The organism is Flavobacterium sp., assembly GCF_004295795.1.
Classification (GTDB): Bacteria; Bacteroidota; Bacteroidia; order Flavobacteriales; family Flavobacteriaceae; genus Flavobacterium.
Map to the genome: position 1 here is coordinate 152,466 of NZ_SEBR01000001.1, position 16,162 is coordinate 168,627.

The following is a 16,162-nucleotide window of genomic DNA, read 5'->3' on the forward strand; positions in this document are numbered from 1 at the left end:
TGTGTTTTCGGATGCAGTCGTTTTTTATTTGGCCTTCAGGCAGCGAAAAACCAGGTCGCGAGGATATTCGCCTTTGAAAACTACAAATGTTCGGTCGGGCCAGATTATGGCAAAACTTCCACAAGGATAATGCGCCGGAAACAAAAGTTTTTCGATGATTTTGTTCTTGTCCGGAATGGCTAACTTTTTTGGAAACCAATGGCGCGACTCGTCGGGCGTATGAATGAAAAACTGTTTTACCGACGGGAATTTTTTCAAGTCTGTCAGGTATGGAATCCAATAGGAGTCATCAGCGCCGCCGCCAGATGAATTACAGGCATCTTTTCCGGGGTAATAATCGATGACGATTGTCTTGGCGCGAAGACTGTCTCCAGATTGCAGGCGCAAACTTCCAACGATTTTTGCATGCTGCGAAGCCGAAAGCGAACCTTCGACAAACCTTTCCTCAAGGCGAAAAATCGTTGCTGTGTCTGATCTTGATTCCGATTTGATGTATTCGCGGTAGTTTCTCGAATTCTCGAATTTTCCAGGTTTCATCGGTTTACCTTCAAGGTCGAAATAATATTTTTTCTGAGCGAAAACCGAGGTAGAAATCAGCAATAGAATTAGGGCTTTTCTCATCTATAACTTGTTTTTCAGATGGGTTTTTGACGCGATTCTCGGGCAGATATCGCGTGTATTAATTTGTTCACCGTCGATCATCTCACTTCCAATAAGTTGTCTCCATCATCGTCTGCATATCATTTTTAATGTAGTCGATCGCCGGATAAATTGAGTCGAAATTGGGTTTGGCGTAAAAATAGAGCGAGCCGCGAATGAAGTGTTTCGTACTGTCGGTAAGATAAAATTGTGAGTTCGTGGCCGCATTTCCGCCTACAGAATAAAACATTCCGTAAGTTTTCGAATCGGCGTTGCGGTAAGGCTGTTCGGTGATCGCGTCGGCTTTGATCACGTGTTCGTACGTGAGTTTTTGGGAATCGCGAAGCAACTTGTCCAAATCGCCGTTCACGGGTTTGTATGAAATGTAAACCGTGGCTTTCATCTTCGGATAATGGATCTCGAAATTGCATCCGATTTTCTTCACCGTCGCGTCTCCGTTCACGTAAAATCCGTATGGGCAATCGCTTTCGAAAGTGCCGTATTTGGCTACAGGATAATCGAGTCGGAGCATGCTTTTTGGTTTTGGCAAAACGTCGTCCTTGCATCCGAAAATCGAAAACAGGATTCCAAAAACCAGTAAAAACGGCGTAAATCTCTTACTCATGCTCTAGTTGTGCTTTTATTTGCTTGATGCGTTTTCGGTCGACCGACTCAATCGTAAAACGGATGTTCGCGAAATTTATTTTCTGTCCTTTCTTGGGAAAATTGCCTAGAATCTCTAGTAAAAAACCCGCAAGCGTCTCGGCTTCACCTTTGTTCTGTTCGAATTCGGCTTCGTCCAAGTCGATTATTCTGTAAAAATCTTTGAGGTTGATCTTGCCTTCAAACAAGAACGTTTTGTCGTCGATTTGCGAATACGAAATGTTGTCGTCGTCGAATTCGTCCGAAATGTCGCCCACGATTTCCTCTATAACGTCTTCCAAGGTGACGATTCCCGAAGTGCCGCCATATTCGTCGACCACGACCGCCAAATGGTTTTTCATGCCTTGGAAATCTTTTAGCAAATTGTCGAGTTTCTTGTTTTCGGGGACGAAAAACGGCTCGCGCATCAACGTTTTCCAGTCAAAATCTTCTTTGCCGATGTGCGGAATCAAGTCCTTCACGAACAAAACGCCCACAATATGATCGATGTCATTCTCGTAAACCGGAATTCTCGAATAGCCTTTGTCGATGATTTCGGGCATGATTTCGAGATAGCTTTCGGTGATTTCCAAGGCAAAAATATCGATTCTCGGACTCATGACCTGACGCACTTCAGTATTTCCGAAAGACACGATTCCTTCGAGGATTTTTTGTTCCTGTTGCGTGGTTTCGTCAGATGAAGTCATTTCCAGGGCTTGCGAAAGCTGATCTACCGAAATATTTGTACGCTGTTTCGATCCGAGTCTGTTGTTCAAAAGGTTGGTCAACGATCGCAACGGAATCGAAATCGGCGTAAGTAAAGTATCGAGAAATGATAGAGGCGAGGCGATAAAAAGAGAAAAACGGACGCTGTTTCTATTGGCGTAAATCTTGGGCAAAACGTCTCCGAAAAGCAAAATGAAAAACGTCACCACGACAATTTCCACCAAAAACTTCAAACTCGTATTTGAGATGAAAGCGAAAACCGACGTTCCAATCGTGAAAAACAAAACGATCACAGACATATTCACGAAACTGTTCGTAACCAAAATCGTCGCGAGCAATTTCTTCGGACGTTGCAGCAAACGCGAAATGACCTTGGTTTTTTCCGCATCAGACTTCGAGGCATTTTCCAAATCCTGAGGCGAAAGCGAAAACAGCGCCACTTCGGCTGCAGAAACCAGAGCCGAACAGAAAAGCAAGAGAAAAATGACCGCAAAACCTACGGCAATACCAAGTTGTGTAGAGAGAAATTCGGGCTCGGGGTCCAAATTTTTAAAGTTTGGTTAAACTTAGAACGGGAGGTCGTTTTCGGGAAGGTCGCCTCGTTCGTAACTCGTGTTTTTGGGAGCGTTGCCTTGCGGCTGACGTGTCGCGTCGAGATCCTTTTTGACGTTCAGGAACGTAAATTCCGTCACTTGGATTTCTGTCGTGAACTTCGTCGTTCCGTCCTCGGCTTGCCATTGGCGCGATTTGATTCGGCCTTCGACGTAAATCTTATCTCCTTTTGAAAGATATTTCTCACAAATTTCGGCCGCTTTGTTGCGAACGACCAAATTGTGCCACTCGGTTGAGGTAATTTTCTCGTTCGTAGACTTGTTGATGTAAGTCTCGTTCGTGGCCAGCGGAAATCTGCCTATGCAGTTGCCTCCGTCGAAATAATGCATTTTTACTTCGTCGCCCAAATGGCCAATCAGCATGACTTTATTAAGTGTTCCGCTCATTTTGTATGGATTAGATTTTCAAATATAGTGTTTTTGTGCCTGAGTGGCCCAGAAACTCAGTGCCGTAGTTTTCAACTGTTGATAAAAAGATTTTTTGGGCGTTGCGCCGGCGGGTTTTAAAACGCAGTGGCAGTTTGCAGAAGCAGATTTTTTGGTATTTTACAAGTTTTCGGAGCCGTCGCCGGGCTGGTCGGCACTCGCTTTTTGCCCCGAAAATTCGCAGGAAACAGGAATAGCTCGGTTTGGCAAAAGAGCTTAGACAATGCCGCCATCCCTAACGCAATTCCGCGTCCGAAAACAAATCCCGATCTCCGAAATAACGCTCCATGAAGTTGTGCAAAACGATCGGAACCGGGAATTTCGCCATCTCGTCCAAAGAAATCCCGTGTTCCAGTTTGCCTTTGACATCGGCCTGCCAAAACGTTATAGACAAGTGCTGATGCGACAATTTGTGTACGATCGGCACAGAATTTATCCGCGAAAGCGACAGAATCTCGTTCGATACCGCATCCGAGACCATTGCCAAATCGGCCGGCGCATCGGTTTCAATCAAAGGGAATTCGTACAGATTTTGCCAAATTCCTTTGCCTTCGCGCTTGTTCAGAACCGTTTTCCCAATTTCGTCTTTATAAACCAGATAGTTGAAATAGCGATTCGTGATTTTCTGCTTTTTAAATTTCACGGGCAATTTGTCGACTTTGCCTTTTTGCAACGCCAAACAGGAGTCGTTCATCACGCAAATCGCGCAGTTTGGACTTTTCGGTACACATTGCAAAGCGCCGAATTCCATGATCGCCTGGTTGAAAATCGCCGGATTGTCTTTTGGCAACAATTCATAAGCCAATGCCGTGAACTCCTTTTTGGCTTTTGGCGAAGCGATGTCGGTTTCCACGTCGAAATAGCGCGACAAAACCCGGAACACGTTTCCGTCCACAACCGGAACCGCCTCGTTGTAGGAAAAAGATGCGATAGCAGCCGCGGTGTAATCTCCGACGCCTTTGAGTGTCAACAAGTCCCTATAGGTATCGGGAAAATTGCCTTTGTGCTCGCCCGCGACGATTTTCGCCGTGGCGTGCAGATTTCGCGCGCGCGAATAATATCCGAGGCCTTGCCAGAGTTTCAGGACTTGTTCTTCATCGGCTTTCGCCAAGTCGAATACGGTCGGAAAGGCTTCTGTGAAAGCGAAATAGTAAGGCATTCCTTGCGCAACTCGCGTTTGTTGCAGCATGATTTCAGAAAGCCAAATTTTATACGGATCGACGGTTTCCCGCCATGGTAAATCCCGTTTGTTTTGCAAGTACCAAGAAATAAGGCGTTTAGCGAAGTCTGTCATAGTGCGGGATAGCAGTCAAAAGTAATGTTTATGTTATTAAATTTTAATTAATTATGGTTGAATTATTGGTTTTTTGTTTCGTATATTTGCCGCTCAAAAAATATCACACAATTATTAAAACGCAAGAAAATGACGAAAGCAGATATCGTAGCGAAAATCTCTGAGAAGTTGGGTCTTGAAAAAGGCGACGTACAGGCAACTGTAGAATCTTTTATGGACGAAGTTAAAACTTCATTGGAAACGGGAGATAACGTATATTTGAGAGGTTTCGGAAGCTTTATCATCAAGACAAGAGCTGAAAAAACAGGAAGAAACATCTCTAAGAATACCACGATCAAGATTCCTGCTCACAACATTCCGGCATTCAAACCTGCAAAGGTGTTTGTTGAAGGCGTGAAAACCAACAACGAGCCAAAATAAACCGAATCATTAATTTACAAACAATCGCATTATGCCAAGTGGTAAGAAAAGAAAAAGACATAAGGTAGCGACGCACAAAAGAAAAAAACGTGCGAGAGCTAACCGCCACAAGAAGAAAAAGTAGTTCTTTAACTACTTTTTCTTTTTAGAACCAATCCGGACAGTCCGGGAAAGCGTTCTACAGAAACGTTCATTGAAATTGGATTCCGACGAAAGGAGCAAGAGACAAGACGGGCATTTGGCTTTGACCGATACTCGTACCATAGTTGCTTTGGCCGCGTGAATCCTTCGGGTAATTTATACCTGTTATTGTTTAATCCATCCCCTCAGAAAGTATTGGGTTTTGAGAATTGAGTATTGAGAAGCATCTCATTACTAACAACTCCTTGCTCGCAACTGACTGTTCGGATAAAAATTTACAAGGTGAATAAAGAATTAATCATCAGATCGAGTTCTGAAGCCGTAGATTTTGCCTTAACCAAAGATGGAAAACTAATCGAATTACACAGGGAAGAAGAGAAAAGCGACTTTCAGGTGGGCGATATTTTCATAGCGAAGATACGCAAACCGGTTGCCGGACTCAACGCAGCATTCGTAAACGTCGGTTTTGAGAAAGATGCATTTTTGCACTATCACGACCTCGGGCCGAATCTATCCTCCCAGTTGAAATTCCTCAAGCTTGTAAGCGCAGGTAAACTAAAAGAATCTTCACTCAAAAACTTTCAGTTCGAAAAAGAAATTGACAAGAACGGCGTCATCACCGACGTTTTGGGATCAAACCAATCCCTTTTGGTACAAGTCGTCAAGGAACCGATAAGCACAAAAGGCCCAAGGATAAGCTCAGAACTCTCCTTAGCCGGCCGATTCATCGTGCTCGTTCCATTCTCAGACCGCGTCTCCATCTCACAAAAGATCGAGTCCAAGGAAGAGAAAGACAGACTAAAACGCCTTGTCCAAGCCATTCGACCGAAAGGATTCGGCATTATCGTAAGAACGGTTGCCGAAGGGCAAAAAGTCGCCGAAATCGACAAAGACTTGCAGAACCTAATGACACGTTGGGCTGCAATGTGCAAAAAATTACCAACTGCCCATCATCCGTCTAAAGTACTTGGAGAACTCAACCGAGCTTCTTCCATTTTGAGAGACGTCTTCAACGATACGTTTACGGGTATCGTAGTCGATGACGAGGAGTTGTTTTACAACATTAAGGAGTATCTGAGTGAGATAGCTCCAACCAAACAGAACATCGTAAAACTTTATCAGTCGAGAGATACGCCACTTTTTGAGAGATACCACATCGAAAGACAAATCAAGACGTCTTTTGGCAAAACGGTCTCCATGAGTCGAGGCGCCTATCTGATCATTGAGCACACCGAAGCCCTTCACGTGATCGACGTGAATTCTGGCAACCGCTCGAACAAGGCTACCAACCAGGAAGCCACGGCCCTCGAAGTCAACATGATCGCCGCAACTGAAATCGCACGACAATTGCGTCTGCGAGACATGGGCGGAATCATCGTAATCGACTTCATCGACATGACAAATCCAGACAACCGCAAGGTACTTTTTGACCATTTGCGTCAAGAAATGTCCGACGATAAAGCCAAACACAAAATCCTGCCACCTAGTAAGTTCGGACTCGTACAGATAACCCGACAAAGAGTTAGGCCGGAGGTAAAAATCAAGACAGCCGAAGAAGATCCGAACAATGTCAACGCTGAAATTCAGGCACCAATCCTGATCGTCGACAGAATCGCTTCTGACCTGGAAAGAATTTCAAAAACCCACAGCAAGGTCGTTTTAAGTACGCATCCGTTTGTGGCTGCTTACCTCAGTAAAGGTTTTCCATCAGTGCGCTCGAAGTGGTTCTTTGAGCACAAAAAATGGGTGAAGATCATACCGCGTGACGCTTACACGTTCCTCGAATACCATTTCTTCGACAAAGAAGGAGTCGAAATCGAGTAAAAATTAACCGCTTTTCGAAAGACTGGCGGTTTTTTTATGTCTTGTTTCCAGCGATTTTAGGAGCTGATTCCCGCTCTTCGCTTTTAGCTTTCTTGAAAAAATCCGGGTTTGCAACGCTTGCAACGAGCTTCCTTCGGTCGCTGTCGCAAACGAGCAAACCCAGTTTTTTTTCTGCAAAAGGCTAACCGCTGCGATCGGGGCTAGATTTTTGCCGCCGGGAAATTCTTTCGGTCAAAAATTATTCTGCTCACCGGAAAATGCAAATCGGGTACCGACGAAATTTCGAGATTCCTATCTTCTCCCCGCGGACTAACTTTTAACATTTTCTACAGAAAATCTGTAATGAAGTCTGCGCGCCAACTCCGAACTTTGAAGACCTAACAGACTTGTAAGTCTGTTAGGTCTTCAAGACCACTCAATCGATGTGTTTCTGATGTGCTGAAAAACCAAAAAATAATCCGGAAAAAACAAAGAAAGTAACAGAAAATATCGAAAGTCAGCTTTCCAAAAATAAATCCGCGTCCAAAGAAATCCGCATCAAAAAAAAATCCCGACTAAATCGGGATCTCTAATAAATCGCTATCTCAAATTTTTACTCAACAAGCAACTTCTTGACGACCGAACCTCTCTCCGAAGCTATTCCAACAAAATAAAGTCCGGATGTCAATCCGGAAATATCGACAGAAGCCTCGTCCGAGACAAGCGAAAGCCGTTTCGACAAGACGCGAACGCCGCGCACATCGGTAATCTCCAAATCGATGCGACTCACATCGGCAGCACGAATCACAAAAGAACCCTTCGCCGGATTCGGGTAAAGCGTGAAAATGTCCAAACGCGGCTCTGCAATTCCAAGTTGCGTGACGGTCGTGTTGGCGAAATTGGTGACGATCGGCGGGTTCGTATCGAAGAAAATCGACGCTTGGTTCTGTATGACATTTCCAACGGCAATCGACGATATTGGCTTGACCTCATAAACGACATAGCCGTGGCTCGCAGGTTCGCTCGCTTGCTGAGACGGCAAATCGATGTTTGGGAAAGTGAACGTCAAATTACTTCCGCTTCTTTCCGTAAAGTAAGTGTGGCTCGCGGCAATCGGTCTGAAAGTCGATGCGTCGAGATAACTTGGCAATGCGTTTTCGATCCTGATGTTAAGCGCTTCGGCCGTTCCGGTATTTTGGAATCGTACGACATAATGCAAATAACCTTGCGCTTGAGTCGGGGAAATCGTCGCGCCTTCCAAGCAAGTGATGTCGTTCGGATCGTAAGAATTCACGACGACCTGACTGATCGAAGTCGCATTATTCAAAGTATTTTGGTCGCCCGAAAGTGTCGCGTTCGCAGAAAAAACCAAAACGTCTCCGGCAACAGTCGTTGTCGGAACAGTGAAACTCGCTTCTACGTAAAGACTTTGGTGAGCCGCCAGACTGTAATTGAAAGTAAGCGTTCCCGATGTATTTGAGGTCGGACTTGTCGTGGCTGAAACAAAAGTCAGCTTCGAAGCGTCGTATGTCAGAGTCGCCGTTCCGGAAGCCGCTGTGTTTCCGTTATTGAAAACTCTCAAGCGAACCGGAGTCGTGATCGCAGGCCTGAACGTGCCAAGCGACCAAAGATAAGTCGCCACGTCGTTAAAGGCGTTTTCCTGCACGCAAAAGTCGGCGGTAGCCTGATTGTTCGAAAAGATGTTCAAACCGATCGACGTCGGGTTCAGGACCGTCATATAAGACTGCGTCGGCAAAGGCGCGACCGTGTTTATGCCAACCGGAACGTTCGCGAACATATAATTGCCCGAAGCGTTCGTGTAAGCAAACTTTTCCTCAGAGCCGAAAGTCTTTTTTACCGGACAATTCTGCAAGCCGGGATTCGTATCGTTACAGGTTGTGCCATCTTGGCTAATGTGGACCGTTCCAAAGATACTGTTTGGCGTACAGGCGATAAAACTCAAAGTCAACGGTTCGATGTTCGTGCACGCAAAACTTTGCATATTCGCCCAAACGACTTCGCCTTCAACGCCTTGGTAAGCCGTCGGATTTTCTATCGGATTCGTCATGTTCTGCGCATCTGCCTGAGTGTGGAAAAACATCGCCGGCGTGTAAGCCAGCGTCAAATCGAACGTCTCGTTCCCGGCGCAGTTCAACAACGTCTGAAGCATCAAAGTGGGCGGCAGGTCGAGGACCACGAAAAACGAAGATTCAACCGAACATTGGGCATTTCCCGCATACCAATAAAAAGTCTGGAAGCCGTTCACTTGCCAAAATTCCAACATCGTTCCGGGCGCGTATTGCGTTCCGAGTCCGCCGGGTTCTGTGTAAAAAGCACCGACGTCCACGAGCGGCAATTGTGTCACCATGCACTCGATTTGATTAGGAAAAGTGTAGTCAAGCGTCGGTAGATTCCAAACGACCTTAAATTCAGAAATGGCAAAAGCGCCATTGGAATTTTGGCTGACACGCGCATAAATCGTCACAATTTGGGTTCCCGAATAGCTCAAAGCGCCAGGAATCGCGGCAATTCCAGAAACGGCGTTGGCCTGTGACAAATGGTAAGTCACGGTGAACTGACCCGGATTTTGGTTGCCCAAAACAAAAGGTGTTTGCGTCGAAAGAGCGGCAGCCGACTGATCGCAAATGAAAACGCCTGGCGCGGTGTAAGCGGTTTGGGCATTCGAAACGACAAAACAGATCACGGCTGCGATCGAAAGTAAAATTTGCTTCATGGGTAAAGATGTTTTCCCAAATGTAAATTGTCCGAAGAAGAAAATCATTCTGTCATTGACGAGATTACAGTTTTTGCCGAGAATTCGTCGGTTTCCAAAAAAAATCCCGATTGTGTGTCGGGATTTTCTTATGATTCTGATTTGCTATCGGATGATCAATTTCCTGATGGCCGATCCTTTTTCCGAAGCCATCCTGACAAAATAAAGTCCTGAAGTCAATCCAGAGATGTCAACCGAAACTTCGTCCTGGACGAGCGAAAGCTTCTTGGCGAAAACCGTCGCGCCTCGAACATCGGCAATTTCCATATCGATTTCGGACACATTTTGCGCCTTCACGGAAAAACGTCCCGAAGCCGGATTCGGATAAACCACAAAAGCATTCGCGGAATTTTCAGGCGTCGAGAGCAATTGGATTGTTGTCAAAGCTGTGTTGGTCACGACCGCCGCATTGAAATCGAAATAGATTTCGGCCGTGTTTTCGATCGTATCGCCAATTTGAGCGCCCGCGATCGGTTTAATTTCGTACACGATGTAGCCGTTGCTTCCGGCTTCGTCGTCTTGCTCGGCCGGCAAGTTGATGTTGTTGAACGTAAACGAAACTTGATTGCCGTTTCGGTTTGCGAGATAATTGTGGCTGGACGCGATTGGCCGGAAAGTGCTCCAATCGAGCAAGTTCGAAAGTTGATTTTCGATGCGGACGATTTGAGCAGCAGCCGTTCCCATATTCTGGAATCGTATCGTGTAATGCAGATAACCATCGGCTTGGTCAGGCGTAATCAAATCGCCTTCGTGGCAAGTGATGTCGTTCGGATCGTAAGAATTCACGATCGTTTGAAAAAGCCCACTTGTGTTGTTCGTCAGATTCGTATCGTTAGCAACACTTACAGTCGCCGTAAAGTTCAAAATGTCTCCCATTTGTGCAGTTGGAGGCGTGGACACGACAAAATTGACAGGAATGGTCGTCAATCCAAAAGCCGGAACATTGCTGAAATTGAAAGTAAGCGAACCGGCGCTTTGAGCTGTCGGACTTGGAGTGCTTCCGGAAAAATCCAGCAAATTCTCATCATAGGTCAAAGTTAAGCTTCCAGAGGAAGGCAAAGCATTGTGGTTTTCGACAATCAATGCATAATAGGCCGCAAATCCTGGAATCGCCGCGCTTTCCGATGTGATTACGACTCCGGTGTCAACCGTATTTTGCGCGTCCGCGACACAAAAATCGGCGGTGAAATTTTGGTTGTTGCCCGTGACTTGAAACTCTTGGGAATCGGTTGTCAAAGTTGCTCCGTTCGGCAAACTCGATTGGACGACGTAAACGTAATTCGATCCGGCATAAACATCAGCGAACTCAAATTCGCCCTGAGTGTTCGTGTAGGCGTAAATTGCTGTGTTTGCGTTCAGGCAAGCGATCTCGATTCCCGAGAGATTTGCATCCGAGGCATCGCAACCATTTCCATCGGCATCAAAACTGACTGTTCCCGAAATACTCGAATTTGTGCAACTCATGCCTTTCAGGACGATCAATTCTATGGAAAAACAGCCCGTTTCGAGATTCTCGATTCTTGCGTAAGCCACGATCTGGTAATCGATAACGGTTGTGAAAATTGTCGGAAGTTGCTGGCTTTGCGCCAAAGCGTCGGCCATCGTCAAATAGATCGACGTAATTACATTGGCGTTGTTTGCAGAAATCGATGTGTAGAAATCAGTGAAGTCGAAAGTTACCGAATTTCCTGTTTTGCAAGCTTCCACAACGTTATTCTGTAGAGCGATGTCGCCAATCGTGATTGTCATCGGACTGACGCCTCCGCAATTTCCTCCCGAAACGTAAATTGTCTTTGTTTCGTAGATGATCGTTCCTGCCGCGATCGGCGCCGCGCCTTGAAAATATTGGTATTGCCATCCAATCGGCAAAATGGGAAGTTCGTACGGCGCACAACTCGAAACGTCTTGCACGTTAAAATCGGAATTTTCAATAATGGTTATCGTGAAGGACGATTCGTCGGAACAATTTCCATTTTGGGCGTGAATATAAAGTGTCGTCGTCTCGGTAATTGCCGTGCCTGCCGATACTACATTTCCCAAACCATCCGGAAGCATAAAATAGTTGGCGTTCGAAGACAAAGCCGGCAGTATGTAATTGTCACAAACCACCACATCTGGCATTTGAGGCGCGACCGGCGTGGCGATTATAGTTACCAGGAAAGACTCTTCGCTTGGACAATCGTTTCCGGGCGCATAAATCCAAACCGTTTGGGAAGCCGTGATAAGATTTCCAAGCGGAATCGGTTGTCCTTGGCCGCCGGGTTGCGAGTAATAAGCTCCAGACGGAAGCGCCGGCAAAGCATAGTAATCACAGGCAATTACGTCCGGCATAGGCGTGAGCAGCGTTCCGGTAATATGAAGTTGGAACGATGTCGTGTCGAATTGACCTGTGTTGATCGTGGTGACGCGAACCCAAATCGTCTGTGCGTCTGTGGCGGTGAATGCCGATGGATTCGCGATCGGATTCATGCCGGAATTAGCATCGGCTTGGGTGAAATGCCATTGAACCGAATAGACATTTGGCGAAAGACCATTGAGTGTAATCGCGGCCGTTGGCGTCAAATCGAAGGTGTCGCTTCCGCATTGCGTCAAATCCGGAACTGGATTGGCGACGGCTTGTCCTGAAACAGAAAGGGTTACAAGAAGTCCGAAAAACAAAAAGAGTAGATTTTTTGCCATAAGATTCATTTTTACCAAATGTAGCAAAACGTCACTCGCGTACCACTTCCAACTTACGATTCACCTCGTTTCCTCGAGAATCCGTCACGGTTATGTAATGGATTCCCGAAGTCGCATCGAGTTGGAGTTCGTGGAAATGCTCGGTTTGGCCTTTGAAAACGTCGTCCACATACCAAAAAAGTTTGGCTTTTGGATCAGAATGTGCGATTTTGAGGATGACAGGCTGGATTTTTCCGCTAAAGTCTTTTGTCAGATAGACCTTGGAATTGTAATTCTTCGGATAAATGAAATCCATCGCGCCTTTCTCGGAATTCTCACAGTCGTCGCGATAAGGCGGAAGCGGCGCATAATCGATGTGATGGCTTTTGTAATACCATTCCATGACCGGCGGAAGCACGAACCATTTCCTGTTAATGATTTTCGAAACGTCCTCGCAACTCGAATTCACGCGGAATTTTTCCGAAGCATCCAAATGCACCAATTTGTGAAACGGACAAGCTTTCGTGTTTTTGCCACGAATCGGAACCAATTGCGACATTTTCGGACAATCGTCTTGTGCCAGATAACCGCTTTTCGTACAAATCTCGACTTCTTCCAGATCGTTCAAAGGCTTGTCGAACCAACGCTTTCGCGGAAGCAGATTGAACACGTCGAACAAAATCGGGGCAGCATAATTGACTCCGGTCAACTCCGGACGGCCTTCTCCAGAAGCATTTCCGACCCAAATCCCGACGACATAACCCGAATTCGTCCCGATTGCCCAAGCGTCGCGGTTACCGAAACTCGTTCCGGTTTTCCAGGCGATTTCCATAGAAGAATCGTAAAACTTCCAGGCTTCGTCGCCTTCCGGACGATTGACTTCCTTCATCGCGTTGTAAGTCAGGTAAATAGAACCCGCGCCGATTATGGTTTTTTGGAAAGTTTCTCGTCCGAAATCCTGTTTTTGGCCGGCAAGATAATTGAGTTCGGAAAACTCTTTGGCGCGATATTTCGCCTGGCTCGACGTAAAATGGTTCAAGGTCGAGGTCAGGTTGGAATACGTTCGGCACAAATCCCACAAATTCGATTCGGCACCGCCCAAAATCAAAGACAATCCGTAGTGATCCGGACGAAATGTAAGATCCTTGAGGTTGTACTTTTTGAGCGTTTCATAAAATTTGTTCACACCGTGTTCCTGCAACATCAAAACCGCAGGAATGTTCAGCGATCGGGCGAGCGCGCGTTGTGCAGGAACGGCTCCGTCGTATGTCATGTCGAAATTTTGAGGAGCGAATCCGGAAATCTGCACGGGAACGTCGGCAACCAAAGTGTTCGGCAAAATTTCGCCTTCGTCCAACATACTCGCGTACAACAACGGTTTTAAAACACTTCCCGTACTTCGCGGCGCCGGAATGATGTCCACATCTTTGTCGTGATCGGCATCTGTCGGGGCATTTCCGACATAAGAAATCACGTTTCTAGTTTTTACGTCAATCACCAAAATCGCCAAATTGTGAACCTCGTTTTGGCGATATTGGTTGTAATAATTTCTCGCAATCTGGTTCACGCGCTCCTGAAGGTCAAGATCGATCGTGGTCTTTACGCGTTTCCCTTTGTCTTTCTTGGAAATCCTGTCAAGCAGATGCGGCGCGGTTTGAGGCAAGTCGAAAGGTTTCTGCGGAAGCGGTTCGGTCAAAGCCAGATCGTAAGTCATTTGGTCGATGACCTGGTTTTGAAACAATTTTTTGAGCAACGCATCTCGTTTCCTACGCAGATTTTCCTGGTTTTTTCCCGGATAAATCAAGCTCGGAGCATTCGGCAAAACGGCCAAAGTCGCGCTTTCTGCCCATGAAAGCTGATGCGCGGGAATTCCGAAATAGCGCCAGGAAGCCATGTCAAGTCCTACGACGTTTCCGCCAAAAGGTGCATGATCGGCATACAATTCGAGAATTTTGTCCTTGGAGTGACGCAATTCCAGTCGCGTCGCCAATATAACTTCGATGATTTTCTCCGAATACGAGCGCGATTTGTTTTTTCGCGAAAGTCGGATCACTTGCTGCGTGATCGTACTTCCGCCGCGACGGACTTTTCCGGCCTTGCGATTCTGGACAAAAGCGTTCCACATCGAAACGGGATTGAATCCGGGATGGCGATAGAAATTCTCGTCCTCGAAATAGACGATGCACTTTTGGAATTTCTCGGGCACGGAATCAGATGCCGGAAAACGCCATTGTCCGTCGTCAGCGATTTTGGCTCCCAGAAGTTGTCCGTCCTGGCTTTCGATTACTGTTGAAAACGGTTCCGAGAACAACGTCCGCGGAAGCGAAAAATAGTATGCGACCAAAATCAAAAACGCGACCGCCGACTTGATGCGATTCCGCTTGACGGCCAGCCAGATTCTTCTAAAAACAGCCTTGATCTTGTTCACTTGAATTGGAAATTTTCGTCAAAAATGTGATCGACGATATAATGGTCTCTTTTGTCTTTCGGCTTATAGATATACTTGCATTTCACTGTCAAAGTATCGGAACCGACAGCTCTTTCGGAATAAATCAGCCAATTTTTGTCGCTGTTTTCAGGATTTACCGGCGAAATCGTAACGTCTCTAACGGGAAGTAATTTCTCGTTTTTCCACTCGTAAAGTGTCTGTGAGAAATCAGCGTAATAACTGCCTTCGTAAATGTAGTGCAGTTTTTGGTTTGGCGCGGCTTCATAACGTCCGAACATAAAGCCTGCGAGATGTATTTTCGCGGATTTTCTTGAAGCGTAATAGATGCAGATTCCCGTGTTCCCGTTCATGTTTGGATGTGTTTCCAAAATGATTTCGTTGTTTCCGTCACTGTCCAAGTCCTCAAAATGCAGCAAATTGATGTTGTCGATTTTCATTTTTTCTCGTCCTATATTGTTCCAGTTCTGATGTTCGAACCTGTAAAACGAAATCATGCTATCCTTGAACGTAAAATGCACCGCGTAAGGCGTTTTGCCGTCCACAAACCGTCCGATCGCCAAATGCTGTATCGTGTCGAATTCCTCAATCGCCCCGAATGGGCGAAAAATAGTGTCTTTGGACTCGAATTCTTTCAATTTCGGAAGATATGATTTCAGGATTGTCGCAATCGTATCTTCCGGTATTTGCGGATTTTCTACCGATTTTGGCGGATTGGAACAAGCGTTCAGAAGAAAAAACAATGTCACAGACGCCGCGAATCTGAGGAAAATCGAATTTAACTTACGGACGGAAGTTTCCCGCTTTTGCGGTCGCATCCCGACGTGTTTGGGAACTTTGTGCACGACCATATTTTTTCGCGTGACTGGACTTTCGTTCATTGTTCGTTTGAGGTTTTCAAAATGAAAATCGTCTATTCGCATTCGCCTAAAATGTTCGCGGAAAAGGCTTCCGGATCGGCCATACATTTTGTTGATCGCTTTGCAATAGGCGTTGAAAAAGTTCGAAAACGGTTGGTGCAACCGGTCTTGATATTTGAGCGGAATTTCAGAATTGTCTTTGAACGTAATCAGCAGTTCGAATTCGTTCGAGAAAAACCGAAAGGCGTGGAGCGTCGCAATTTGCCCGACGTGTTTCTCGAAAAGCGCCAGAAAATAACTGTAGTTTCTCTGTTCCAAAAACAAAGTCTCGAAGTTATTCCCTGAATTTTTAATCAAATAATGATTGGCAGGCACAAACGGCTCTTTTTTCATGGCGTGTAAAATTTTGGTTGGCGGATATCTTTTGGTTTGGCTTTCGGAATTGTCTAAAATTACTGAGATCTGAATCTCGTCTTGGTTTTTTTGGATTTTCTTTTTTGGGTGTGGGGATTTTTATTTGGACTTTTTCTTTGGGTTGCTGATTTCTTGGGAGATTTTTGAGGTTGCTGCTATTTATGGTTCTTTTTTTTTAGACGAATTTCGTAGCTTGTAAGACCTAACAGATTTATAAATCTGTTAGGTCTTACAAAAGACCTTCAAAAAATCAAATTCCAATTACAGATTTTCTGTAAAAAATGTTAATTAACACGTCCAAAATCCAGT

The 16,162-nt window shown here is 45.7% G+C and carries 11 protein-coding genes; 2 read left to right on the plus strand and 9 right to left on the minus strand.

Annotated features, from left to right (window positions below):
* Positions 1-24: 24 nt before the first annotated feature.
* The 5 genes from EOO49_RS00650 to mutY form a co-directional block, all read right to left on the minus strand.
* Complete coding sequence (locus tag EOO49_RS00650) at positions 25-621, minus strand: hypothetical protein (RefSeq protein ID WP_290841945.1); 597 nt, start codon at positions 619-621, stop codon at positions 25-27.
* A gap of 82 nt (positions 622-703) precedes the next feature.
* Positions 704-1,264: a gliding motility lipoprotein GldD gene (gene gldD, locus EOO49_RS00655; protein ID WP_290841946.1), complete on the minus strand. Its 561-nt coding sequence runs from the start codon at positions 1,262-1,264 to the stop codon at positions 704-706.
* Complete coding sequence (locus EOO49_RS00660; RefSeq protein WP_290841947.1) at positions 1,257-2,552, minus strand: gliding motility-associated protein GldE; 1,296 nt, start codon at positions 2,550-2,552, stop codon at positions 1,257-1,259. Before EOO49_RS00660 ends, gldD begins: the two co-directional genes overlap by 8 nt.
* A gap of 21 nt (positions 2,553-2,573) precedes the next feature.
* A complete protein-coding gene (gene ssb, locus EOO49_RS00665) occupies positions 2,574-3,005 on the minus strand; it encodes a single-stranded DNA-binding protein (RefSeq protein WP_290841948.1) in 432 nt (143 codons plus the stop codon).
* Positions 3,006-3,279: 274 nt separating this feature from the next.
* A complete protein-coding gene (gene mutY, locus EOO49_RS00670) occupies positions 3,280-4,338 on the minus strand; it encodes an A/G-specific adenine glycosylase (protein ID WP_290841949.1) in 1,059 nt (352 codons plus the stop codon).
* Between the two features lie 102 nt (positions 4,339-4,440).
* Here mutY and EOO49_RS00675 point away from each other — a divergent pair, with 102 nt between their 5' ends.
* The gene (locus tag EOO49_RS00675; protein ID WP_290842046.1) at positions 4,441-4,758 is read left to right on the plus strand and encodes an HU family DNA-binding protein; all 318 of its coding nucleotides are present in this window, start codon (positions 4,441-4,443) and stop codon (positions 4,756-4,758) included.
* A gap of 423 nt (positions 4,759-5,181) precedes the next feature.
* Positions 5,182-6,723 carry a ribonuclease E/G gene (locus tag EOO49_RS00680; protein WP_290841950.1) on the plus strand — a complete coding sequence of 514 codons (1,542 nt, stop codon included), beginning with the start codon at positions 5,182-5,184 and terminating at the stop codon, positions 6,721-6,723.
* 592 nt (positions 6,724-7,315) lie between these two features.
* Here EOO49_RS00680 and EOO49_RS00685 read toward each other — a convergent pair.
* From EOO49_RS00685 to EOO49_RS00700, 4 genes are all read right to left on the minus strand, one after another.
* Positions 7,316-9,436, minus strand: a complete 2,121-nt coding sequence (locus EOO49_RS00685) for a T9SS type A sorting domain-containing protein (protein WP_290841951.1) — start codon at positions 9,434-9,436, stop codon at positions 7,316-7,318.
* A gap of 144 nt (positions 9,437-9,580) precedes the next feature.
* Positions 9,581-12,154: a T9SS type A sorting domain-containing protein gene (locus tag EOO49_RS00690; RefSeq protein WP_290841952.1), complete on the minus strand. Its 2,574-nt coding sequence runs from the start codon at positions 12,152-12,154 to the stop codon at positions 9,581-9,583.
* Positions 12,155-12,185: 31 nt separating this feature from the next.
* Positions 12,186-14,561, minus strand: a complete 2,376-nt coding sequence (pbpC, locus tag EOO49_RS00695) for a penicillin-binding protein 1C (protein WP_290841953.1) — start codon at positions 14,559-14,561, stop codon at positions 12,186-12,188.
* The gene (locus EOO49_RS00700; protein WP_290841954.1) at positions 14,558-15,832 is read right to left on the minus strand and encodes a hypothetical protein; all 1,275 of its coding nucleotides are present in this window, start codon (positions 15,830-15,832) and stop codon (positions 14,558-14,560) included. Before EOO49_RS00700 ends, pbpC begins: the two co-directional genes overlap by 4 nt.
* Positions 15,833-16,162 lie beyond the last annotated feature (330 nt).

Bases quoted from the DNA above. Each gene is read 5' to 3' on its own strand.
- ssb (WP_290841948.1), bottom strand. From the start codon at position 3,005: ATGAGCGGAACACTTAATAAAGTCATGCTGATTGGCCATTTGGGCGAC.
- EOO49_RS00650 (WP_290841945.1), bottom strand. From the start codon at position 621: ATGAGAAAAGCCCTAATTCTATTGCTGATTTCTACCTCGGTTTTCGCT.
- EOO49_RS00690 (WP_290841952.1), bottom strand. From the start codon at position 12,154: ATGGCAAAAAATCTACTCTTTTTGTTTTTCGGACTTCTTGTAACCCTT.
- EOO49_RS00685 (WP_290841951.1), bottom strand. From the start codon at position 9,436: ATGAAGCAAATTTTACTTTCGATCGCAGCCGTGATCTGTTTTGTCGTT.
- mutY (WP_290841949.1), bottom strand. From the start codon at position 4,338: ATGACAGACTTCGCTAAACGCCTTATTTCTTGGTACTTGCAAAACAAA.
- EOO49_RS00700 (WP_290841954.1), bottom strand. From the start codon at position 15,832: ATGAAAAAAGAGCCGTTTGTGCCTGCCAATCATTATTTGATTAAAAAT.
- gldD (WP_290841946.1), bottom strand. From the start codon at position 1,264: ATGAGTAAGAGATTTACGCCGTTTTTACTGGTTTTTGGAATCCTGTTT.